This is a genomic window from Nostoc sp. DedVER02 (genome assembly GCF_034530675.2).
In the GTDB taxonomy this organism is placed as follows: domain Bacteria; phylum Cyanobacteriota; class Cyanobacteriia; order Cyanobacteriales; family Nostocaceae; genus Nostoc.
The window spans coordinates 636,743-661,230 of sequence record NZ_JAVRCP020000001.1 but is presented as its reverse complement, the minus strand read 5'-3'; the positions used below and the strand labels follow the sequence as shown (position 1 = coordinate 661,230).

19 protein-coding genes are annotated in these 24,488 nt (G+C 38.2%); 12 read left to right on the top strand and 7 right to left on the bottom strand.

All coding sequences use genetic code 11. The features are described from left to right. The first annotated feature begins 3 nt into the window (after positions 1-3). A complete protein-coding gene (locus RMZ41_RS02850; RefSeq protein WP_322644352.1) occupies positions 4-858 on the top strand; it encodes a bifunctional class I SAM-dependent methyltransferase/HIT family protein in 855 nt (284 codons plus the stop codon). A gap of 487 nt (positions 859-1,345) precedes the next feature. On the opposite strand, the gene RMZ41_RS02845 is transcribed toward RMZ41_RS02850, so the two are convergent. The 3 genes from RMZ41_RS02845 to RMZ41_RS02835 form a co-directional block, all read right to left on the bottom strand. Continuing rightward, positions 1,346-2,065 carry a Uma2 family endonuclease gene (locus tag RMZ41_RS02845; protein WP_322644353.1) on the bottom strand — a complete coding sequence of 240 codons (720 nt, stop codon included), beginning with the start codon at positions 2,063-2,065 and terminating at the stop codon, positions 1,346-1,348. A gap of 333 nt (positions 2,066-2,398) precedes the next feature. Further along, positions 2,399-4,048: a PRC-barrel domain-containing protein gene (locus RMZ41_RS02840; protein WP_322644354.1), complete on the bottom strand. Its 1,650-nt coding sequence runs from the start codon at positions 4,046-4,048 to the stop codon at positions 2,399-2,401. Between the two features lie 18 nt (positions 4,049-4,066). Beyond that, the gene (locus RMZ41_RS02835; protein ID WP_322644355.1) at positions 4,067-4,264 is read right to left on the bottom strand and encodes a hypothetical protein; all 198 of its coding nucleotides are present in this window, start codon (positions 4,262-4,264) and stop codon (positions 4,067-4,069) included. An 839-nt stretch (positions 4,265-5,103) separates the two neighbouring features. On the opposite strand from RMZ41_RS02835, the gene serA reads away from it, so the two are divergent. The 5 genes from serA (at position 5,104) to RMZ41_RS02810 (ending at position 10,945) form a co-directional block, all read left to right on the top strand. Next, positions 5,104-6,684, top strand: a complete 1,581-nt coding sequence (gene serA, locus RMZ41_RS02830) for a phosphoglycerate dehydrogenase (RefSeq protein WP_322644356.1) — start codon at positions 5,104-5,106, stop codon at positions 6,682-6,684. Between the two features lie 177 nt (positions 6,685-6,861). After that, a complete protein-coding gene (gene prmA / locus RMZ41_RS02825) occupies positions 6,862-7,782 on the top strand; it encodes a 50S ribosomal protein L11 methyltransferase (protein WP_322644357.1) in 921 nt (306 codons plus the stop codon). Between the two features lie 199 nt (positions 7,783-7,981). Beyond that, on the top strand, positions 7,982-9,271 hold the full coding sequence (locus tag RMZ41_RS02820) for a hypothetical protein (protein WP_322644358.1): 1,290 nt from the start codon (positions 7,982-7,984) through the stop codon (positions 9,269-9,271). Positions 9,272-9,639: 368 nt separating this feature from the next. Beyond that, a complete protein-coding gene (locus RMZ41_RS02815; protein ID WP_322644359.1) occupies positions 9,640-10,191 on the top strand; it encodes a hypothetical protein in 552 nt (183 codons plus the stop codon). Between the two features lie 331 nt (positions 10,192-10,522). Beyond that, positions 10,523-10,945, top strand: coding sequence for a hypothetical protein (locus tag RMZ41_RS02810; protein ID WP_322644360.1), 423 nt, complete (start codon positions 10,523-10,525; stop codon positions 10,943-10,945). 5 nt (positions 10,946-10,950) lie between these two features. Here the strand turns inward: RMZ41_RS02810 and RMZ41_RS02805 are convergent, their stop codons facing one another. Then, a complete protein-coding gene (locus RMZ41_RS02805; RefSeq protein ID WP_322644361.1) occupies positions 10,951-11,802 on the bottom strand; it encodes a hypothetical protein in 852 nt (283 codons plus the stop codon). A gap of 137 nt (positions 11,803-11,939) precedes the next feature. Between RMZ41_RS02805 and RMZ41_RS02800 the strand changes: the two genes are divergently transcribed. Genes RMZ41_RS02800 through RMZ41_RS02775 form a run of 6 tightly spaced genes read left to right on the top strand, consistent with a single transcriptional unit; the run spans position 11,940 to position 18,916 of the window. After that, a complete protein-coding gene (locus RMZ41_RS02800; protein ID WP_322644362.1) occupies positions 11,940-12,719 on the top strand; it encodes a hypothetical protein in 780 nt (259 codons plus the stop codon). Positions 12,720-12,753: 34 nt separating this feature from the next. Continuing rightward, on the top strand, positions 12,754-13,581 hold the full coding sequence (locus tag RMZ41_RS02795) for a hypothetical protein (RefSeq protein ID WP_322644363.1): 828 nt from the start codon (positions 12,754-12,756) through the stop codon (positions 13,579-13,581). Then, positions 13,565-14,470: a hypothetical protein gene (locus RMZ41_RS02790; RefSeq protein WP_322644364.1), complete on the top strand. Its 906-nt coding sequence runs from the start codon at positions 13,565-13,567 to the stop codon at positions 14,468-14,470. Before RMZ41_RS02795 ends, RMZ41_RS02790 begins: the two co-directional genes overlap by 17 nt. Before the next feature lie 9 nt (positions 14,471-14,479). After that, positions 14,480-16,474, top strand: a complete 1,995-nt coding sequence (locus RMZ41_RS02785) for a hypothetical protein (RefSeq protein ID WP_322644365.1) — start codon at positions 14,480-14,482, stop codon at positions 16,472-16,474. Positions 16,475-16,494: 20 nt separating this feature from the next. Further along, complete coding sequence (locus tag RMZ41_RS02780) at positions 16,495-17,589, top strand: hypothetical protein (RefSeq protein ID WP_322644366.1); 1,095 nt, start codon at positions 16,495-16,497, stop codon at positions 17,587-17,589. Continuing rightward, a complete protein-coding gene (locus RMZ41_RS02775; RefSeq protein ID WP_322644367.1) occupies positions 17,561-18,916 on the top strand; it encodes a vWA domain-containing protein in 1,356 nt (451 codons plus the stop codon). Before RMZ41_RS02780 ends, RMZ41_RS02775 begins: the two co-directional genes overlap by 29 nt. Here RMZ41_RS02775 and RMZ41_RS02770 read toward each other — a convergent pair. The 3 genes from RMZ41_RS02770 to RMZ41_RS02760 are packed head-to-tail and all read right to left on the bottom strand — an operon-like array spanning position 18,897 to position 24,480. After that, positions 18,897-19,451, bottom strand: a complete 555-nt coding sequence (locus RMZ41_RS02770; RefSeq protein ID WP_322644368.1) for a hypothetical protein — start codon at positions 19,449-19,451, stop codon at positions 18,897-18,899. The genes RMZ41_RS02775 and RMZ41_RS02770 overlap by 20 nt on opposite strands. A 50-nt stretch (positions 19,452-19,501) precedes the next feature. After that, complete coding sequence (locus RMZ41_RS02765) at positions 19,502-22,429, bottom strand: hypothetical protein (RefSeq protein WP_322644369.1); 2,928 nt, start codon at positions 22,427-22,429, stop codon at positions 19,502-19,504. A gap of 2 nt (positions 22,430-22,431) precedes the next feature. Beyond that, a complete protein-coding gene (locus RMZ41_RS02760) occupies positions 22,432-24,480 on the bottom strand; it encodes a hypothetical protein (protein WP_322644370.1) in 2,049 nt (682 codons plus the stop codon). Positions 24,481-24,488: the final 8 nt, after the last annotated feature.

Here is a 24,488-nt window from a genome sequence, read left to right as displayed (position 1 = left end):
TCTATGAAACAGCAAAAAAATCAATTTAGCCATCTGACTGCCATCGAAAGAAGTTATCTATCGTTTCCTGCACAGTTTTTATTGAATCAAAACCTTCTCCAAGGCAAAATACTAGACTTTGGTTGTGGCTTTGGTAATGATGTTAAGATATTACGCCAAAAAGGTTTTGATATTACAGCCTATGACCCTTATTACTTTCCACAATATCCTGATACTAAATTTGATACCATAATTTGCTTCTATGTTTTGAATGTTTTATTTATTGAAGAACAAACTAATGTTATTATGGAAGTATCACATTTATTAAAACCAGGAGGTAAAGCTTATTATGCTGTAAGAAGGGATCTCAAAAAAGAAGGATTTCGAGAACATTATGTTCATAAAAAACCTACTTACCAGTGTATTGTAAAACTTCCCTTTACTTCAGTCTGCTTAGATGAATATCGGGAATTATATGAGTATGGTCACTATAATCATCAGCGAAATTCATCTAATTATTGTATATTCTGTAATCCTAATAAAAATCTCAAACTATTAACTGAATCAGCAACTGCTTATGCTATGTTTGATGGCTATCCTATAAGTAAAGGACATATTTTAATTATTCCCAAACGTCACGTTAGCAGTTATTTTGAACTGCCGATGAAAGAGCAATCTGCTTGTTGGTTCATGGTGAATAAAGTACAAGAAATTCTCAAAGCAGAATTTGAACCTGATGGCTTTAATATAGGAATGAATATCAATCGAGCCGCAGGTCAAAATATTATGCACGCCAGTATTCATATTATCCCTCGCTACAAAGGTGATACTGTCTCTAATAAAAGTGGAATCAGGAATGTTATTCCTAAAAAACAATAGTTTTTCTCTCAAAATTCATTCATGAGCCAGAATTCTAATACTTCTCGGTTAAGGCGAAAATGGGAAAGGGTAAGGGTAAAGAAAAAACTTTAACTCAAACCCATTACCCTTTTCCCCAAACCTGATTCCGAGCAATGGAAGCAGCTGCAAGATCGATTATTTTAAAAATGTTAATGATACATTCAGTCATCAGACTAGCGATCGCGTAACTCAGCTATTTGCAGACCTTCTTCGCTACTATAGTGATAGTGATTCTCAAAATGCAGAGCTTTCCTTGCTCCACAGCTGAATTCTGCTGTATGAAAAATACATAAATCTGAGAAATCGGATTTTTCAGTCCAGTTGAAAATATTGCAAAATATTCCAGTTAAGTAGATGGGCGTGAATAAATATAATATATTCCGTCATTGCGAGCAAAGTGAAGCGATCGCAAAGTCTCTAGGATTAGCTTCGTAATGACATCTTATATTTAATTATGCCTACCTACTTAACCCTGATTATCTGGATCTATTCCTAGCGCTCTTAATTGTTGTGTCAATTGTTGCACCCGTTCTTCTGCTTGTTGAGCGCGTTGTGCTTCTTGTTGAGCGCGTTGCGCTTCTTGTTTTACCTGTTCTGCGGGCGTGAGATACCGTTGTCCTTGCTCATCATACCAATACATCCATTCCCGCGTTACACCGCAATAATTTCCCCTTTCACAACCAATTCCTAAGCCGATTTCTGGTAGCCAAACGGGGTTTCCTTCTTGCAATTCATACTTACCATTAACTAACTTATGTACTTCCAGATGGGGTTTGCGGCGGCGACGAGAGGAATAAATGACGTAGTAAAGTACACCCAAAGCCTCATATTCATCCAATTTAGTCGTGTATTCCTTGCGATAATTTTGGGAAACTACTTCTAACACGAAAATCGGTACAACATTTTCATCCCATAGCACATAACTGGGACGCAACTCTTCATCATAAAACCGCTCTACCCCCAAGCTCAAAAACCCATCTGGCACAATGGGCGGTTTATCGGGGTGATAATAAATACCCATATCTATGGCAAATAACCAGTCCATGCGCTCTGACCAAAGCATCAGCAAGATCGCCTTCAGCAAGCCTGGTATCAATTCTTGCAGTTCATTATCCACAGGCGTTTCATCAGAGTCTGGTAGTTCCTCGGCTGAGGGCAAGTACCTTGGCAAGTTGTACTCTAACATGGCTGGTTTTCCCAAAACTCAAAGGATATTTGGTTCTATTTAGCTCACCAGAATTATAGCGATTTCTCTGCTAGCAATTAACGCCCATGAATAGTATTGGAATAGGAACGTGCATCAAGCCCAAAATTATTTGTGTATTTGAGCTTGAGCAGTTGCCCTAAAATATGTCCATTTCTGCGATCGCAATCTCTATCCCAGGAAAAATGATATGTGATGTAGAAATTTGATTGCGATCGCACAAATCAGTGGTTAGCGCATATTTTTGTTCTACCTAACTTGCTCGCACACGATAAATAACCATCTTGACCTTTTTTGATTATTTTATGGGCAAAGTTACAAGATCGATTCGGCTTCAAGTTGCGATCGCCCATTACCATGATGCACTAAGGCTGCTGTTCCATGTTCTGAAGCACGTAACTCTTTGTCAGAGATTTGTGGCTCCTTGCTATAGACCGAACTTAGTAAGATATTCAGAACTCCACTTGTTTCAGCTTGACTGACGGCGCGATGTGTAATCAATTCACCTACATTCAATATCACGTTGTCTTCTGGGTCAAGAATGACACGGGTAACTGGACGACCCAATGCTTGTTCAATTCGTTGATTTTTTATTGCCCGTCTGCTGCGTCCTTGTAACTTTTCTGCCTTCGCTTTCAAGGCTTGCCAGAAAGTGTTGAGGTTCTCTTGAGCGATGCTTACTCGATCGTCCAGTTGAACTTTGTTTTCTAACCATGTGTCACTTGCGGTAGAACGGACTGCGGTTGCCAGATTTAGACCGACAGCGTTCAGCAATTCTGCTTCTTTGGCGTAAATCTGAGCGCGATCGAGAAGGGGTTCTGTCACAATCTGCCCAGATGCCGCAATAATTAAGCCATCGTCAGTACGCACTGTTCGCAGGACTCTGCGCCCTCTTGCCTGCTGGATCGCTACATTTGCTGCCAAGGAATCAACTGACTGACGCAGACTAGCGGCACTGCTCTGAGTTACGCTCCCAATTCGATTGCCAATAGATTCTGTTGCTGCTTGCAAATTGCGGCTGATGTTGGCAGTCAGACTGCCACCCGTGGCTCGATAGAGTTCATCAAGGATACCCAGGCGATCGGCCGTTTCTGCATCAATTAGGGTGACTTCTTGACCCTTTAGTAGCAGTACATTCCCATCTGGAGTCAGCACATCCCGCTCGAGACGCTTGCCAATCACATATACTTTTTGTTCGGCAGGATCGACCAAATTGTTAGTCAGGGAAGCAGTTGCATCTCGATTGAAGTCTTGTAGTTTGCTGCTAGTAACATCAGTTGCGGCTTGCAATTGCTCACCTGCATTCTGGCTTGCTGAGAGTAGCTCGCGGTTCACTTTCTCTACCGAGCTTTGTAGTTGCTCATTCACAGTTTGAGCTGCTGTTTGCAGTCTGCGGTTAGTAGTCTGGGCCGAGTCCTGCAATTTATCTCCAGTTGCCTGAACGGCTCCTCGGATACCACCAACCTGTTCTTCCATCAATTGAGCAATTTCTGGAGGTACAAAAGCAACATCATCACCAATTTTCAGTGTTTCGCTAGCAGGAACAAACGATCGCCCAGAATAAGCATCGGCAAATACACCGCCAGAAACTTCGTATCCTTCCACCAGTCCACTATGCTCATCAAAGAACAAATCCACCAATCCACCGAGATAAAGTCCCTCTGTAGTTAGAATTTTCTTTTTTTTCAGGACGATATTCTGGTGCAGAATCTCTTTAATTACAGGGACACGATGTGCCTTCACAACCGATTTTTTCGACTTAACTACGATCGCATCTGACCCGATGGCTTGTACTTCTTGTAAAGGAATCACTTTTGCGTCTCGAAACAGTCCCTTCTCTGCAACTAGAAAACCCAAAAGTTGATTGCGTTCTTGATCGACAATTAAATCGATGATTCGGACAATTTTCTTACCTGTGTCGTAGGTGACGACCACTTTATCGAGAATATCAGTACCTTTAAGCATTATATATCCCTGGTCTTTTTATTGATTTGGTTGTTGAATCATTTGTTCGTTAGTCACCCGAAACTTCAGTTGAAAATATCGTCCTTCTCGTCCAAAGCCGGGAACTATATCAATCACACCAAGGTATTCGGAAAGTACCCCAAATATGGCAAGCAGAATGATTAAGCTGGTGATATTCGCTCCAGTATTAGAGCGTTGTCCTACAAGTCTAGGCATTTGTTATTTTATTTATTGTTGTTTTCTAGGGCTAACCTTGCTGAAAAAATCATACAAAACTATTGATATATTTTTTATCTACAATTTGCCTTGATTAAATTTAATCTTTAGGAAGAAAAAAAGGAAAATTAGTAATTCTAAAGATAGCTACAATCCGGTTTGCCTTCAATCTTTTGGAAGTAAGTATTTTTAGTGAATTGAGCTTTATTCATCTTCAATAGAACATTAAACTTCTCAGAAAGTTTTCACGACTTCCTTAGACTATTGCACAAATATTTTATGGTAAGATGGAGGTTTGACCAAAAAGCTAATGGTAATATGCGATACGAGCAAGTCAAAAGCCGATCGGTTGGTGAATTTAGCGCCTGTTTGGGATAAAAGTTGCAATATTTTGCTTTGACTAAGGGATACCACTTGTGGTATCTAGAAATAGCCAAGATTTGATAGATATAATAGTTACTCGCTCGTTTCGTGGTTGTCTATAGTATTGCCCGATCTGAAGTTGTAGCCCAGTCAAGAATACGGGCATTTTTACCCCACTCAGAAAGTTGCTTCAGCCGATAAAATTTTGGTAACTCTTAACTATTAATAAATATATCGGTGCTTAGTGCTATTCATGCTTTATATTTAGCGACAGGATGATGCAAATAGCCACTCACCTTCAAATACTTAGGAGGCAGTATCCACCGAAAGCAACTCATGCTTTGATACCACCACTAGATAGTGTAAGTTAAGGTTAAGTCGATATTCAAACGAATAATTTTTGCTCAATTGCGACAGATAAAGACTAAACTAAAAAGTCTTGTGCAGCAAAACCTGTAGCTTTAAATGAAGTAATCATGTCTAAGGTTCTTGTCTCTGATTCGATTGACCAAGCTGGAATTGACATTCTTTCGCAAGTTGCAACTGTTGATGTCAAACTAGGTCTAAAACCAGCCCAACTGCTCGAAATTATTGGTGAGTATGACGCACTGATGATTCGCTCTAGTACACGTGTCACTCAAGAAATCATTGAAGCAGGCACTCAGCTAAAAATCATCGGTCGTGCTGGCGTGGGTGTGGATAATGTGGATGTTCCCGCAGCCACACGCCGGGGAATTGTAGTAGTCAATTCTCCAGAGGGAAATACAATTGCTGCGGCTGAACACGCGCTAGCGATGATTTTGGCTTTATCTCGCCATATCCCTGATGCTAACGCTTCGGTGAAACGGGGTGCTTGGGATCGCAATAGCTTTGTCGGCGCGGAAGTCTACAAAAAAACTCTTGGCGTTGTCGGTTTGGGTAAAATTGGCTCACATGTTGCGGCTGTAGCTAAGACAATGGGGATGAAACTCCTAGCTTATGACCCTTTTATTTCTACAGAACGAGCCGAACAAATTGGCTGTCAGCTGGTGGAGCTAGATTTACTCTTCCAGCAAGCAGACTATATCACCCTACACATCCCCAAAACCCCAGAAACCACTCACTTAATCAATGCCACAACCCTGGCAAAGATGAAACCCACAGCCCGGATTATCAACTGCGCTCGTGGTGGGATCATTGATGAAGTAGCTTTAGCAGCAGCTTTGAAAGCGGGTAAAATTGGGGGTGCAGCCTTAGATGTGTTCGAGTCAGAACCACTGGGTGAATCGGAATTGCGATCGCTAGGCAAAGAAATCATCCTCACCCCGCACTTGGGAGCCTCTACCGCCGAAGCTCAAGTAAATGTGGCTATTGATGTAGCCGAGCAAATTCGGGATGTCCTTTTAGGACTACCAGCCCGTTCAGCTGTCAACATTCCCGGACTCGGCCCCGACGTGTTGGAAGAACTCAAACCCTACATGCAACTAGCAGAAACTCTAGGTAATCTAGTAGGACAGCTAGCTGGCGGACGGGTGGAAGTACTCAATATTCGTTTGCAAGGGGAACTTGCAACCAATAAAAGTCAGCCTTTGGTAGTAGCTGCCCTGAAAGGATTACTTTACCAAGCTTTGCGGGAACGGGTAAATTACGTCAATGCCAGCATAGAAGCTAAAGAACGCGGAATTCGGGTAATTGAAACCCGCGATGCTTCCATCAGAGACTATGCCGGAACGCTTCATTTAGAAGCCACGGGTACTTTAGGTACTCATTCTGTCACCGGCGCTTTGTTGGGTGAACGGGAAATTCACCTAACGGATGTTGACGGTTTCCCCATTAACGTCCCACCCAGCAAATATATGCTGTTTACCCTGCACCGCGATATGCCGGGGATTATCGGCAAACTTGGTTCCTTACTCGGCAGTTTTAATGTCAATATTGCCAGTATGCAAGTAGGCCGTAAAATCGTCCGTGGTGATGCGGTAATGGCTCTGAGTATAGATGACCCTTTACCAGAAGGCATTTTGGATGAAATTATAAAAGTCCCTGGTATTCGGGACGCTTATACAGTAACTCTATGAGCGCTGAGTGCTGAGTAGTGGGTGCTGAGTGAAGAAAAGTTAGGAGTGAATAGCGAGGAGTGAGCAGTTAGACAGGAGAACTCCTAATTCCTAACTCTCAAACTCATAACTCAGCACGGGCTAAACGCCCCGCTAACAGCACTCAGCACTCAGCACTCAGCACTCAGCACTCTAAAAATGGCAAACACCTGGTGGGAACTACAGATTTTATGTGAGCCAGACCTAGAAGATTCAATCTTTTGGCGACTGGAAGATTTTGGCTGTCGTGGGACAGCTAGTGAAAATAAAGAAAATTCATCTTTAGTTAGGGCTTATTTATCGACACTTCAAACACAACTGCTAGATTTGGCAGCACTATCGCTGTGGCTGCGTCAAGATGCTCTCTGTGTAGGACTCTCATCTCCCTCACTGCAATGGCAGTTAATTGATGAGGAAGATTGGGCAACTAGCTGGAAACAATATTGGCATCCGCAAGAAATTGGCGATCGCTTCCTAATCAACCCCGCATGGCTACCACTACCAGAAACAACGGAACGGTTAGTGATTCGTCTCGATCCTGGTGTAGCATTTGGTACGGGCAACCATGCCACCACTCAGCTATGTTTAGAATCCTTAGAAATGCGGCTAAGTGGAGTTTCTCAATCGTTTGTGGGTAATAGTGGGAAACATGAACATTTGGTAATTGCAGACATTGGCTGTGGTTCTGGTATCCTTTCCATTGGGGCGTTGCTATTGGGAGCCGAAAAAGTCTATGCAGTAGATAATGACCCTTTAGCGGTGCAATCAACTATCAGTAATGGTGTCCTGAATGACATTGGCTCAGAACGTTTACTACCAGCACTGGGAAGCGTAGATGTTTTAACAAAACTGGTTGAGAAACCAGTGGACGGTATTGTATGCAATATTTTGGCTCATGTGATTATTGAGTTGATTCCAGAAATGAGTGCGATCGCAAAACCTGAAACTTGGGCAATCTTCAGTGGTATTTTACTAGAACAATCTAAAGCTGTTGCTGACGCTTTAGAACAAAATGGTTGGGTCGTTGCTACCCTGTGGAAACGAAAAGAATGGTGTTGTTTGAATGTACGGCGTTCTTAATCTACGCAAAACTAAACACTGTACGGGTGATTAATGGATTGCCCATAGCTGAAACCTTCGTTTTCAGCTATGGTTTGCGTAAGTTTTGTAGAAAAAATGGATGATACGTTTTAACATTATTCGACTTAAGTATAAGTAATCAAGCAATCTGAAGTGACATAATATATAAATTATCCACTATTGACTTTTGAAACCTGCGATGAAAGAACGGCTACAAATCCACAAAAAAGCTGACTCATCCGCTTCTAAGTCAGAACAAAACCAGTTGCGATCCCATTTGTTAACTACTCACTCTCAACTTGGCTCTCACAAACCTATAGTACAGGCAAAAGTTGAGAATCAAGAATTTCAACAAGATCGGTTTGAGGCAACAAAACTCCAAATTCAAGCCAAGCATGGGACTATCACCCCAGAAGGACAAGAACGACTCACTGTATTACAGGCAAAGATGAATGAGTCGCTACAACAAGGGAAGGAACACTCTTTCCGATTTGGTCATAATATTGACAAAATGGCGATCAAACGTGCTGATACTATGTCACTAGCACAAATGCAACCTCTGGGGGAACCACTAATACAGCCAAAACTCACTATTGGTCAACCAGGAGATCAGTATGAGCAAGAAGCCGATAGAGTCGCTACTTCTGTAGTCAGCCAAATTAATTCACCTACTTTACAAAAGCAGGAAGGAGAGCAGACAAACCTACCAGGTAGCAGCAACAAACAAGCAAGCTCTGAACAAATATCAGCAGATAAAAAACAAAAATTTTTACAAGAGTACTCTTTAGCCAAAACATTAGTAAATGGCATAGATGATACATTGCCAGAAGATAAAATCCTGGAACAACTATTCAAAAACTTTGGAAATATCCAATTTCAATACACGATGGTGAGCAAGAGTCAAGAAACTCTTTTGAAAGGTTCTCCCGAAGGAGATTGTCAAACATTAGCCCGTGCGTTTAAAAAGGTTGCAGAAGAATATTTTGGTATCCAAAAAATAACAGTTGAAAGTATTGCTAAACCTTTTTTAACTGAAGCTGGAACTACGCCGTATCAAGGGAAGAAACCCAATTGTGATGATGGAAAGCGATGGTTTTTCCAAAACCATTATTGGGCTAGCTGGAACGGAAAAGTTTACGATGTTTTATTTCTCAGCCATAAACGAACTGAAGCAGATATGGCAAAACAGGTACAACCACTTACATCTATGTTGATGCCTGAGCAAGAGTACTATGAAACAGAAAAAGGAAAAGTTGTATACCCAATCGTCCATAAGTACTCCACTGTAGACATTAATATATTTGATAAGCTGAAAAACTTTGTTAATAATCTTGGTAGATTTTTCTCTGATAATATGAGTGCGATCGTAAATAAAATTCAGTCTTTATTAGCCAAAGGTGGAAATAACGCTAGTGGTTTTGATTCTTTAATGAGAGAACTAGAAAACGACAAAATCAGTACTGTAATCTCAAACAATCAAAATCAATAATCCTAGACTGATATACAGCATATTTCAGGTAAATGAAGTACACGGGTAGGGGTACAACATGTTGTGCCCCTACGATTATCTGTACGTCATAAACTTGCAAGCTGATATAACTCAATACGGTTCAGTTAAGACTAAAACTATTTGTCGTCAAATTTTTTAACGTCGATGCTTACTCCTACCGAGAAGCAAGCTATGCAGGGCATCTGATAAACAAGTAGCTTAAGGTAGTGTACAGCCAAAGACGTTGTTTTGCCGATCTGGTAGGAATTAACTTAACATTAGGCTACACTTATTTCAGTATTTCACCTTTAGTACAACTGCTGCTAAGTTCAAATAACAGAACAAATTGATATGCCGGAGATAAAAATATGAGTGACAAGCAAAAAATGCTGGAAGTTTATATTCATGAGTATGAGAAACTAAAGGATGAGCAAACCCAGAGAATTGGTTTCCGGGACAACTTACTGTACGTTACATTAGGAGTGTTTGGTACTGTAATCTCTTTTGGTATTTCTAATCAATCTAATTATTATGCACTCCTTGTTATTCCTTGGGTTTGTCTCATACTAGGTTGGACTTACCTGATCAATGATGAAAAAATTACAGCCATTGGTAGATATATTCGCTATAAACTAACAGAAAAAATCAAAGAAGATACTGGATATGCAGATATTGAATCAATTTTTGGCTGGGAAATAGAGCATAGAAATGACAATCGTCGAAAACGCCGTAAAATAGAACAGTTAATCATAGATGAGATTACTTTTGTTTTTTCTGGTATTGTTGCATTATTAGCATTTTGGTTGCTGATACCAAAATCTACTTTGGCTATTAATATCCTTGGCTTAATAGAACTTGTCTTGCTGATAATCCTGGGTGTAGAGATTGTCATTTATGCTGACTTAGGAAAGGGGCGATAGTTTTCAAATACTTCTAGCGCTTCCCGAGCTAGTGAGATACGTTTTTAAAGCTACTAACCTTGTTAAAAAATTTGGATCTACCTCGTTTGCTTAAGAAAGATTATATAAGCTTCAGGATATTACTGAATTACGTAATCATGATAATATTTATTTAAAACAATGCAAACATATATAATGTTTAAACAAAATTGAATAAAAAATCTCTTAAAACTTTATCTTATTCGATAACTCAAGCCTCAAAATTTGCTTAAATTTTGCGTTATAAGACTTTTAACTATGGTTGTTAGTTGGATAAACTTTAGGACTACTTGTATTAGCATGGAGATTTACTGTGTTCAACTTCCGTGAATCTATTTCAACCATCTCTCTTATAACAACAACTTTACTTCTAACAAGTTGCGGTAATAAACCTATCCAGTGTAAAGCAATTCTGGAAATTACTCGCAAAGCAGATTTGATTACTGACACTGCCAAAACAGGGAACCGTGAAGAGTTGATGAATATTGCTAAAGGATTGGATCAATTAGCCACAGAACTGGAGGCGCTGAATGCTGGAGATCAGAGACTAGGATTATACCAAGGTAGTTTTGTGAAATCTTACAGAGATATTAGTCAAGCTTTGCGTAGTACTGTAGCTGCAATTGATCGCCCAGCCTCCGACACAGTAAGCAGTGCGCTCAACTCTCTAGAAAGGGCTACAAGCCGTAATCAAATTTTAGTTGAAGACATGCGTACACTCTGCCCTAGCCAATAAACAGTTCAAGATGATTTAGTCGTAATTAGATGCTGGATGTGCTTTTTAGCCGTCTTTTTTGCCAACTCTAACATAAGTTGTTTTGCTTGCTCATCGTTCGGGTGTTCTCTCCATACCCTTTCTGCGATAATAAATGCATCATCAGTTGCTCCCTCTTTTGCTAGTTGAGAACTCAGAAACATAGCAAAGGTATAAAACTTACTGTTTCCATTCGCTCTGGGTACAACTTGATGAATAGGAGTTTTACTCTTGAAATACTCTACTGCTTTTTTACCTATAGCTTGTTTGATGCGATCGCTCTTTATCGGTTCGTTGGGGTAACGCTTCCAGGCCGTTTTCATGACAACCAGAGCAGTTTCGTAATCATCTTCTTCAAGTAGTTGTAAACTGAACTGCATTGGTTTTGCATAGCCTATATTTTTAATTGCCTGTAAAGAGCGAACATCTTGAGGGCGTTGCTCAAGAGCTTTTGAGAAGCTTGCAAGAGCTTCGGCATACTTTTCTTCCTTAGACAATCTGTACCCTTGATTGATCGAACGGTAGTAGGTTTGAGTCACAACACAAGCTTTCGTATTCTCAATTGCTTTGAGAACTAAAGGATTTCCTTTACGCCGTTCCAAAGCTTTCTGAAAAAAGCCCAAAGCTTCCTGACATGCTTTTTGCTCGGATAGCCTGTAAGCTTTCCTCATTAATCGATCGTACTCAGTATCTCTGACTGGAGTCTTAACCTTGGTTTGACGAGAGGTTGAAAATTGCTTGCTGTTGAAAAGGTGTTGACAAGAGGCAAAAATGACCATGAGGATTATCAGCCATACAAAGCAGCCAAGATATCCTTGCCTTTGTTTATTCCTACTCATACCAACTCATCCCAATAGTTGCCGAGCATTTTTACTTTCTGTATTGTTACTGAGGAATAATTCTGGTATGGTCATACTAATTTAATAATTTACCATGTTTACGGCAATCAATGATACTTGGTGGAGTAAACTAGCAGATGGATCTTGTAGTAATCGGCGATCGCGCAGTTGGCAAAACCAGTATGGTGGCATCTTTAGCTCACTATAGTCTGGACAGAGACAGTAAAGTAAAGATTACTACTCCAGACCCCAAGAGGCTAGCAGAGGATTTGCGCCCAGAAACTGGTATAGGTGCAGGTACGGCTGATGCTTCACCAAGAGAACTGATTATGACAGTACAGCGTCCAACAGGTGCATTTAAAGAAATTAATGTTGTCTGGATCGACCTGCCGGGTGAAATATTTCAGGAAAACAGCAGCAGGCGACAAAATGGAAACGAAGACTGGCAGGTAATTAAAGATACAATTCAGCAAAGCAAGTATGTAATATTACTACTGCCACCTCATCGAGGCATGGTCAAAGAAGAATTTATCCGAAACGCCCCCGAAGAATTAAAGCCTCAAAGGGCACTACCAACTGAGGAACAGTGGCGCACAAGGTTGAACTGGTGGTTTTTTGACTTTCTCAACCAGAACTGCTCTAGAGCAAGGCGGATCTTAATATCGATTCATAAGGCAGACATGTTTTGTGATGTCGATCGTGCAGGTGTTGATTGGTTCTACAAACCGGAACGTATTGGCACAGACTTCTGGCGAAAATATGATGACTTTGCTAAAAGCTTTTTAGGTGGTGTGCGTCAAGATATACGTAAATATAACAATACCGACGTTGGTGCAAACACAGATTTTTTCATTACCTCCACTGTCAGCAGGGATTTACTACAGTTACCCTGGCTTTACATCGGACTTTATCTTTAAAATCAAGAACACTATTTAGGAGACTAGCAGGTTAATGCAAGAAATATGCATTATTGGCCCTAAAAAGTCTGGTAAAACGACCTACCTAGCAACCCTGCTGAGACTACCCGATAGCTTGACTAGGAGATACCCTGGACTGCGAGTAGCTCCCAGCGACGACAATGCCGAAAAGTTGAGCAAAAATGCTGCTGAGATTCTCGAAAACGGTAGAGCAATTCATGGAACTGATTTGTCAGAAGGCGATGAGCCATTCTACACATTTCAAATAGACCTTCCGAAAACGAAAGGTTTGAACAAGACAAGCTTGGAAGTAACTGTCAGAGACTATGCCGGTGAGGTCATTCAAATTGCTGCTTCAGAGCCTGATAAGCTAAAACCTTATATTCAAGAGTGGTGTAAAACGACATCTTGGATGATTTTACTCAGTGATTGGCAACCTGAGCGCGATCGCTCGCTTTACGAACCCGCATTCCAAGAAATTCTGCGTCATGTTTCTGAAGCTAGAGCTAAAAACCAAAGCTTTGACAAATTATTACGTGTAGCTGTTGTCATTACAAAATGTGAGCGCGGTGAAATCTGGCCATGCCGACTCGATCCTGAAGAAGATTTATTTAAAGTCAGACTACCCAAAACTCATGCTCTTTTACAGCAGAATTTGTCTACAAGGTTGAAGTTTTTTGCTTGTTCTTCCTTCGGTGTACTCAATGAGCATCACGACCCGCGACCAAACCGCAACTTCGACAGTGATAATCCGGAAGCAAAAGCTTATCTAAAAAATCATCGAAGCTGGTGTCCTTACGGTTTATTTTCTCCCATTTATTGGCTCTGTACGGGGAAAACCCTTTATGATGAATCTCTTTAAACGCAAACAAAGCAATCAATTGCCTCCAGAACTAGAGAGTAGAGAAGTGAGAATAATTGGCCCCCGTCGAGCCGGTAAAACTACATTCCTAGCCGCTTTAGCGCACCTACCAAAGTTAGAGCCAGAGGGTTTTGTAAAATCAGTTGAATCACGAGATAACACTACAGAAGAATTAGTTGAAATGGCTAGAGATATCCTCGAAACCGGAAGTGATTTCGCACCTACGGATATTTCTAGACAACCTCTATACTCCTTTGATATCTCTCTAAAACCAAGTTCTCGCAACTTTCCCTTAATAAGCATTAGCAAGCCAACTTCGATACGTGTCTCTTGTCGGGAGTATGCAGGTGAGTTCCTGAGTCAACTTTGTATAAATAAAGATTCTGAAGATTTGAGTTCTTTTATTGATGATTGCTCTTTTGCATCTGGTTTAATACTGCTAATTGATGCCACAGCTTCTAAATCAGATGCTGAATATGGTCGAGCCTTCGAGATATTACAGCGCGAATTAAAACAACGATTGCAACGGCAAGGAATACCGCTAAATGATTACCGAATTGCTCTAGTACTTTCTAAGTGCGAACAGAGTGAAATTTGGGTACACCGTAAGGATCTCGATAGATTTATAGAACTGAAGTTTTTTGAAACCCAATCTGCAATTGCTCGGTGGAAAAACGATTGGAATTGTACAACAAATAGCTTTTTCTGTTCAGCATTCGGGATGAAAGGAAGCAATCCTCCCAGAGCAAATGTAAAAGTGCTGAATAAAGCGAAGGGAATTACTCGTGCTGTTATTGATAGTCCTGAATTCTGGCGACCTTTCGGGTTAGTAGCACCTCTCTATTGGTTACAAACTGGAATTGACGATCGCAAGTTTAGAGAAATTTAGGAGAAATCTATGGCTCGCAAAATAGAAATTTACGAGTTTTCCAGAGCTTTTGAAAATGTTCACTATTCAGATAAGTACAACAGCTGGGTGTCGGGTGGCTATGCATCAGAGAAGATTAATCGTTTTAATAAAACTCCGCACCCAGATATTAGAAAAGCTGTGACTAGTGGCTACTTCTCGCTTAATGATAGCTATCCTCCAGTCAATGGAGAGGTAGCACTAATTGGATGTGATTTGGGTATTTACTCTCTATTGGCTGTCGCCAACGGGCAAATAGATGATGGAAATAGACCAACAATCGGCTATCGCTATTTTTGGCTAGAGAAAGAGAAAGATGATACAGAAATCGATGGCTTGGGAACCATCCTGTCCTGGTGGCTGCAATCAGAGAAGCCGCAATTTGATATGGAAAAAGCACGTTATCAAGAAACTCCAGAAGTCAGCCTGACAGATGTCGTTACCAGGGAGACATTCAAGGCAGAATTTGAAGCAGCGATCGCTAATATAGTATCAGAGCCTTTAATTCCCTATATAAAAGTAGTAAATTCCCCAAATTATTGGTTACAAAAATATCCTGACTATATTCAGTGTCATTACATAGCTTATTATTTTTCTCTTGACTATGACCGTAACCTAACTTGGGCGTGGAATGTACGTCGATTGATTCATCCAGAAAATTTTATTAGTATTTATGCAGCAACAGAGCGAGATTTGCCTAATGTTAGTAGAATACGAGTTCCAAAAATTACTGAAGATAATCAACAGCCAATTATTAAAATTAATCAACAAAATTCTCAAATTGAAGAATGTTTGAAAGATATTGAAAGTAGATTTACTTCTCAAAAAAATTTACAAAATAGTTTACAAAATACAGGTAAGCTCAACGAATTACTAGAATATTTAGCCGAGCCTGAAAATTTTAACATCGACCGCAGATTCTATGATAATTCACAAATATATAGAGCTTTACTAGCATTGATTGTGCCAGATGAAACTAAAATTTGGTTGAACAGTTGTTTGTGTACTGATAACTTAGAAACATCTAAATTGAAACTTTCTTTAAGTTTACACCAGCAGCTTTTTGCGGCAGCTAAACAGCATAATCAAAGAGCTTATGAGTATTTATATAAAATAGTTGATGTGCATATTGCTGATTTATTACTAAAACTTGTCTTAGATAAGAATAAGCAATACGTAGCAAACATTAAGTATCTACTTAGTGAAACTTGGAATTTACCTTTTAAGGAATATGCTCAAAATCTGAAAACAACTTTATTTAGCTTTTTAGAAAATCAAGAGAGAAATAAGGAATCTGATAAATTTCATAATTATGTTTTGAATAATTTACAAGAGATACAGACACAATTCCGAAATAAAGAGCAATTTTTTGATCGGGGTAATAAATTTGCAGAAATAGTTCAAATTTTCAAACAAAACGGATTTACTGAGCTAACATCTATATTTATATTTTTTGATAATAAAAAACTCGACAATGATACTTCTGAATTATTAAAAAACTTCTTAATTCCTCTAGATACGAATGTGAGAGTTAAAACAAAATCTAATCTTGATAATAGATTATTTAGTGTTCTGATAACTCAGCCTATTCAGATGATTACATCTATAATATTACTGCCTATAACCATCTTGTTTGGTACAAATCGACAAGCTAAACCTATAGATAATGATGATTCTGAGTTTCCCAAAGCTGCTTTTTTGGGATTTTTATTTATACTAATTGGTGCAGCTATAGTTTTTTTACTTGGAAATCAGAATATAGCTCGAATTACTTCAATATTTAGCTGTATTATAGGTGGTTTTGTACTGCTGGGTAGTGCTGTGAGATTTCAAGGCAATGATATACTTTCAAAGTTATTATTTGCATTTATGTTACTTGGAATTGGAGGAATTACTTATTATTTTGCTTATAATCATCAATTGCCACCTTCTCAAAATACTTCGATGAATTACATAACTAGTCTTGGTAATCTTAAGATTTTGTAACAGATTAATTTATCAAATATATGTATTTTTTGAGAAGACTAGGTTTTTATATCTCAGCAGGAATTTTTTCCGCTTTAGTGGGTTGGAGTGTTAGCCAAATTATCTGGATTGACTTAATTAGCTTTTTGAGATGGTTTTTGCAGATTTTTGGACTTGGCTCTACAAAATTTACACTTCCATCCTTGCTAATTTTGACAGTTATTACACCATGTATGGCGATCGCTATGGTAGCGATGGAAATTTTTATCAGCAATCCTACACGCTATAAAGCCAACTGGAGAATCCTGTGGCCTACCTATCTACGTGCAGTAATTATTACAGGAATCATTTCTGGAACTTTGCTAAGTCTGCTTAACTGGCAATTATTGGTTAGTAATTGGTCAAGCATTCATGTCAGGTTACTTTCTTGGGGGTTGATTGGCTTGTTTGTTGGTTTAGCCGAAAGTGTAAGTTGGAGCTTTCGTAGTATTGAAGGTTCGGGAAGTAAAGCAAGAAATCGCATTTTGCAAAGTACAATTTTGGGAATATTTGCAGGCTTGCTTGCTGCTACTATCTACAGCAATATTCGTCAATACTTTGGAGAATATCAAGAACCTGTCGGTTTTGCACTGTTAGGAATACTTTTAGGTGGTTGCTTAAGTTTTACATCTCGTCCAAGTTATCAGGTTGCACTGAGAGCAGGATATGGGTTTGAATCAGTACCTACTAATAGTGGTTTGTTCTCTCAAATAAATTGTAAAAGATTCTCTCATAAGGTTTTTGGTTTTGTGCCAATACCTGAAGGTAAAAACAATAATCAAATTGAAGAAGGTCTATCTATTAAACTTCCTACTAGTGCTAGCGTCAAAAAGCCGATTATCATTGGGTCTAATCACGACGCAGATATATTTATTCCTGGTATACCAGAAAAATGTTTATCTTTATGGTTTGAAAGTAATGGCGTAAACATAAAATGCGAACACGAAAAAGCTGTAGAAATTCAGCAAAAAAAGCTATCTGAAGGAGATACTACAACTCTCAGACATAACCAAATTCTGACGCTGTATCATAAGACCAACTCTGAAGAATTTTATCGGTTTATCTTCTATGATCGGTTCCTTGACCCGCAAGCTTAACGCACTGACTGTAACCCTTGTTTGGGTAACTTGGAATTTACCTGTTTTAGCAAGTTCAAAAGTAGAGGTTACTCCTACACTCCCTGAAGGAAACCTTGTAACACTGTCGGTTAGAGTACTAGATGAAAATAATATTCCTGTGGATGGGTTGAATGTTGAGGACTTTAAAGTAAAAACAGCTAAAGTCTCAAGTCTAGAGGAACAAGATAAAACTGCACAACCTACTTTCTCTGCTGTCAATAACCTTCAGCTTCTTAAACCAGATGAGCAAGCTAAATCTGATCTTGCTTATGTGGTAATTTTGCTGGATATGAGTGACAGTATGAGGGAGCAAGATTCTTCAGGGGTGAGAAAGTTAGATGGAGCGATCGCGGCAATTAGGAATTTTATCACCTTAGCTCGCAACAGTAAGCTCGACCTAAAAATTGCTATCGTTCCCTTCGGGGAGAATAAGCAAAAGTTACGATGTAATTATGAAGTAAATTCTACTGAAATTGACAAAAAATTACTTGATGTTAAAGATTCAGTGTTAAATATCCTGGTAGATCAATTTGCTGCTGCTGAACTTTGTTCTGCCACAAATCTATACGATCCTCTAGAACAGGTCGTTAAATATTTAGGAAAACCAAACCGCTTCACGAGTAATTCTGAACGTCCTCCCCGAATTTCAGCCATTCTTTTTTCTGATGGGTTTGATACTGCTAGCCGTAACTCAAATAACCCGACTAGTGAAGCGCAGCGATTTGCTATTCTCAAAAATACGCTCAAAACAAGTTCGGGAGTCACTGTACATACTTTAGGATATGGCGAGAGATTGAGTAAATTACGCAGTCGCGTTAGTTGTAGCCAGCAAGTAAGTGATGGAGAAAACTTAGTAAGCGATTTACTCAAATATTGTAAAGTTGCTAATGGCAAGCTTGAACCATTGATTGTTGACGAGCCTCGTTTGAAAGAAATAGCATCTGTGACTGGTGGAATTAGCCAATTTCCTGAGAATGCGGATGAAGCAGCAAAAAGTTTGGAAACATTTTTTAAAACGTTTCGTGAATATCAAATACAGTATAGTCAACCAACCGCCGATGCAGCAGATCAATATCAAGTCATAGTACGAGTTATTTCACAACCAAGAGGTATTAATTCAGTTGCAGAACCTCAAAAGATTCGTTTCTCTAACTTCATCTTTTACCAATTACCTTTAATTCCACATCGACTGATAATTTTTCTTATCTCATTATTAGGAATGGGTACAACAGTCTGGTTGTTTTACAACTGGAGTCAGCGTTTAAAGGCAGAATATGAGCGATTCATTAAAGAGACAAGGTTGTAGTTTGAAAACCTTGACAAATGTCCTGACACCACAATTCAATAAGTTGGTTTATCTCAGTATAACTAATACTTTTTGACACTTTTTCTTTAAAAAAATTCTCGAATTTTAGACGACCATTTATCTTTGGATTATTGAAGTAATTTTCTTTAGGGGAATTTTCACAACGTCTATTCAAGTAGATTGAGTACTGTGGGTAAAAACTAATGTTTGGAACTTTTAAAGTAAGTGTGTATGTCACCAGAAATTGAGCTTCTTCATCCAACAAAACAGAGTCTGGAGTATTTTCATGAAGAATGAATAAGAGCTTATCGTTATCTTGAACTCCCTCATTTAAAAGAGTTGAATATATATCTAACAGTCTTAGTGATTTACTACTTCTTTCCAAGACTAGCTTGTATCTTGTATGGTTGTGAAGTTCAAGCTTGTCTGCTAAAGCAACTAAAAGTTGTCCAATGTTGAGATCGCTAGCAACGTTATTCTCAACTTTTTCAATTTTACTCCCATACTCGCAATATCGAATGCGAAACATTTTCATTTTTAACCTTACTATATTTGAGGCAAAATCTCTTCTTAATTTTCATCAATTTATGCTTTTGAAGGTGGTTTAGCACTCTTCATATATTGAGAAGTGGAAACATCATTGACTTCTGATTGTTGAATATTATTGGATGCTTCTGGAAGAGATTCTTCTTGTTTATCTTGGATTACTGAGCTAGACTTAGGCAAATTAAATGTAGGTGATTTTTCAGTTTTAGGTAAATATCTCGCTTCCTGAACTTTTTTTTCTATTTCGTCTTGCAGCTTATCTTGCTGAACATACAATTCATCAAGCTCGTTTTGTAATTCTTCTTTTTCTTCTCGATCGCGAATTTTAGTTGCTTGCAGTAGAAGTGTATTGGTAATAGCAATTTGCTGATTAACTGTTTCTAGACGTTCCTGCAAAGATGCAATCTTAGGTAACTTGCTTGTTGGACTATTATCTGATTTTAATATCTCCCAATCCACTTGAGAAATGTTAACTATTAAACCCAACAAAGCTTTAATAGAACCTGGAGCATTTAATTTAACTCGCTGGTTAAGATAGTTTTCTAATTCTATCCATTGATCTGTATTATTAGACCTGAACGCATCAATATCGCTTCTGCGTAAGATTCTGGTAAAATCATCTTGAATTGCGTTTTGAATATCTCCTAGACCATATGCTTCTAATTCCATCTTCGAGATTTGCTGCTGAATGTCAGCAACGTCATCAGCACTATCTGGTTGCTGCATTAGTCGAATTTTGTCACTATTCAGTTTGATAATTCCTTGGAGATATTTTTCGCGGTAATCAAGCTTTGATCTAAATCTCGCATAAAACTTATTCCAATCATTATCTCCTACTTCTACAACCTCAAACTTACCTTTACAAATAACTTGCTCTCCATCATGATTGGCAGGTAAAAAATTAAATTTAAAGTCTCCTAGTTTTCCTTGTAAATCTCCATAAAATTGTAAAAAAGGAGTATGTGCAACTTTGGGAATAATGCTAATTACTGTAGCAGCAAAGTTTTGTTCTAGTTCTAATTTTACTAACTTAATTATTACCGATTCAACAGTTTCAGTTTTAGCTTCTCTTTCTACGTTAAAGCTCATGTGAAACCGTTCTGGATCAATTCCATTTAGATAGCGACTCACAGCATCATGTATCGTGTCTTTCATTTGAGCTTCTAACGAAACCTCTGACTTTCTGAGTCTATCTTTAATAGTCTTGAGGTTATCAATTCGCACGATCGCAACTGTGTCTAGTGCCACCCTCAAATTAGCAGACCTTGTTGCATACTCTTGTTCACCTGTGTTTACGGTGAAATTTCCTTTGTACCTAAATTGTTCTAGTTCAGGAATAGAGATAATCTGCATAACTGAGTAGCCAATTGACTTAGCTTCAGTTTGCATAGTTGTTTGAATCTTCTGATTAACTTGAGAAGATTCGATAATTCCCTGTGAATTGATTTGGCTAGAAGTCTCTGTGGCTTGATTTTGCGTTTGCGGCTCAAATTCAATTAGTAAATCAACATAGTTCCACTCGAATAGTACAGACTTGACTATAGTCTCAAGCCTTATTTTTACCCACTTTTCTAGATCGGGTTTACCTCTCTCATCCAAAGGAATTAAGCTAGAGGTAAATGCTTGACTATACAGAGCTACATTCTCAACTTCAAGACGCAAGATATTCTTGACATTGATAGGCTGATCGTATCCTTTAACATTACAATTGATGTAGTAATCTTCAATTTCCACAAACTCCTTTAGTGAAAGACGTTCTCTAATTTCATCTATTGATTTTGTTGCGATCGATAGGTAGCCAACCTTACGTCCTTGATCTGCAACTGCATGATTCAGAACCCCAACAATTTCTGTATGAATTGAGTTTTGAAGTTTACTGTAGAACTCATGCAAACTTTTTTGTAGGAAGTACTTCTTTACTTCCTCTTTAATTAGAGGTATTAATAAAATTTCTTTACCAAAGTTTTTGACTGCCTGTTCTTGACGCGCTGGATCAACATCAAGTGTAACTATTAGCTCGATATCTAGTTCCTGATCGTAGTCCTTTACCCGCACTGGAAAACGTATGGATTCTGTATCATATGGTTTTAACTTGTTAGAAGCTATACGTACTCTGCGATCATTTGTAGAAAGTCTGAGTTCCAGAGTCATTCTAATCTCTTTCTTCGCTTCTTCTCGAAGAAATTGCTTTAAATTATCGATTTCTATATCAAAATTTTCAATAATTTGAGGTATTCTACTTTCAGGTATTGCTGCTATCCATGCTTCAATTCTTCGATTAAGTTCCGTGACAGGAGTATTTTCGCTATAAAGGGCAATAATGGCTTGCCCTACACTTTCTGAAGAACAACTTGCACGATAATCGATAATGAGATCGAGAGAAACTCCACTTGAAAAGTCGGAAATTGTGTATACGAGATTTTTTGTTTCAATAACAAAGGGTGTAAATTGAGAAGCATCAATAATACTGATTTTGGTGTTGAGATTAAGTCTGACTTCATTTAGTATTCTTTGAGATATTTGACTCTGTAATAATCTTATATTCTCAAAGCAATTACTTGGGTTGCTGAAAAACTCATCCGTTATTCGTTGAGCAAACTCACTAACTATTGCCCGGATTTTTTGCTCTAACAGGTCAATAGGATAAAGATTCTCACTATGCAATGCTTCTGCTACTTTAATCGCATTCTCCTGATTACAACTGGCAATATAGTCAATGCTAAGTTCAATTGAACGTCCACTAGTAAAATCTGAAATTTTGGAAAGTAAATTTTTACATTCATTGACATTAGTTGGATTTCTTATATCTCTAACCAGGTAATATTCTATATCTTGCCAAAAACGGGGTCTTGGCTCAAATTTTCTAGTTCGGTTATTAATGGTAACAATGCTCTCAGCAGAGCTACTCGCTTTATATGATGAGTTGACTTTTTTTATGACTTGATCTAATGAGTGATTTGGCGACATACTTAACTCCTTGATTTTATTTTTGCAAGTTGCTGTAATTCTTTAAAGTTTTTTCTCAATTGACGAATAGAATTTTTCTGTTGTATGTACAATTTCTGCATTTTAGTTCTATTTAAATTTGATGCTCTTTCAGCTTGATCAAGCTTGTATTCGGTTAATTCATTCCATTTTTCAATTAGCTCTTGCTGTTGAGATCCATCAGTTTTAAAAATTATACACATAAGTAGTTTATCTGCAATTGCTTTGAGGTTAGGGTTAGATTCCTTCTTAGTATCTAAACCGCAAAGAATGCTAAACCAGTCAGCTATTAATCGACTAGCTTCTTTCATTGGCACTTTGACAAAATCTTTATGTCCAGGATGAAATACCCAATCAACAAGTAATTTAAGTTTTTCATCTGTAGAGCGATCGCCTACGCTTAAACTAGCAAATAGTTGGTACTTTGGGGGATAACATCCGTAATCGCTAAGCTGTAGCTTGTCAATTAGTATACGAGAATACTTGTAAATCAGTCTTAAGGCATAAATTTGAGCTTGAGTATATTCAGCTTTTTTAGTCTGTTCTCTAGGAACCCAACTCCAAATTTTAATCAAAATCTCGTAAATGTTTTTTTGGCTTTGCTCTAACTGAGAAATAAGTATTTGGCGTGTGTAAGAGCCAATTAATGCACTTTTTTCGTTTAGAAGTTTTTCTATCCAAAATAACCAATCAAATGCTTGTACAGACTGTAGCAATGTGATGAGAGCTAGAACAGTTTCTTGGTTTTTTCTATTTATTTCCTGTTGTAGAAAATTATTAACAACAGGCTTTAGTTTGGGATATTCAAGCATTTTTTCTATCAGGAAAGCAACTCGTGAAATTAGAAACTCACCTCTGTCGTTTTCATCTATTTGATTCAGTAATTTGGTGAATAGCTCGAATTCTTCTTGCTTTTCATGATTTGAAAATAAAAGTTGCGCTACTTCAGTTGTACTAAAACCTCGCGCTGTTAGTTGCTCAAAATTGGTAAATAATCTGAATAAATTCAGAATATCAGCTAGCCATTCTCCTCCATGAATGTTAGGGTTAGAGTCAGCCATTTCTACAGAAAGCAAAATTGCATTTTTCAGCACGGCAACAGAAAGGTCAAATAAAAGCAGCTTGGCACGCTTAAACTTTTTATCTAAATATGCTGATGGATCATTTTTGAAACAAGTTTTTAGGTCATTTCTCAGGTAAGCAAGTTTAAAATCTACCGCTTGTGTAGAATCTTCAAGATAAACTGATACGAGATGACATTCCTCCATGATTTTGCTAGCTTTAATGCCGTCATCTTCTTTCCAATCAGAGTATAAATCTTTATTTTCAAAAAGAATTTTTGTAGATTCCCCTTTATCATCTGTGTCTGCTGATGTAACTGGAATGTTAATTGATTTTCTTTCTAAGAAAAAAGCAACTACACGTTCAAAGTCCAGCCTGCTTAGTTTTGGGAAAAAGGTAGCTACATAAAGAACAGTTTTCTTGATAGGATCTTCAGTTTTGATTAGGTCTATGGCTTGAATACTTTTAGAAGCAACATTGTCTTTTGCAGTAGATGTTGTTATTCTTGTTTCATACTTTTTTAGTTCTTCAAGACCCAACGAATAGTAATTTCGCCGGATATTACCAAGATATCCAAAATCACTTGGAATTGATGATTCTTTTTCGTCATAATTTTCTGAATCATTAACTGTGAAATCTGCGGCTTGTGCTTCTGTATTTACATAATCATCCTCTTCTGAATCCTCAGTGTTTGCTTCGTTAGAGGTGCTGTTAGAGAGCTTTTCTAGTTCTCTTTCAAATTTTTCTATTTGATCGTGCAGTTTATCAATTTCTTCATCTACTGTAATTAATGATATTTTTTTATCTGTTATTGCATGTTGTAATTCATCTTTTTGTAGAATAGACGCAAAGTTTCTTCTGTATTGGAGAGTATCTATAAATTCTACTAATTTATGACGTTGGTTATTTTGACGATCGAGGTCTTTTTTATTACTTTCTATTTGCCTGATAATTTGAGATATTTTAGACATATTAAATC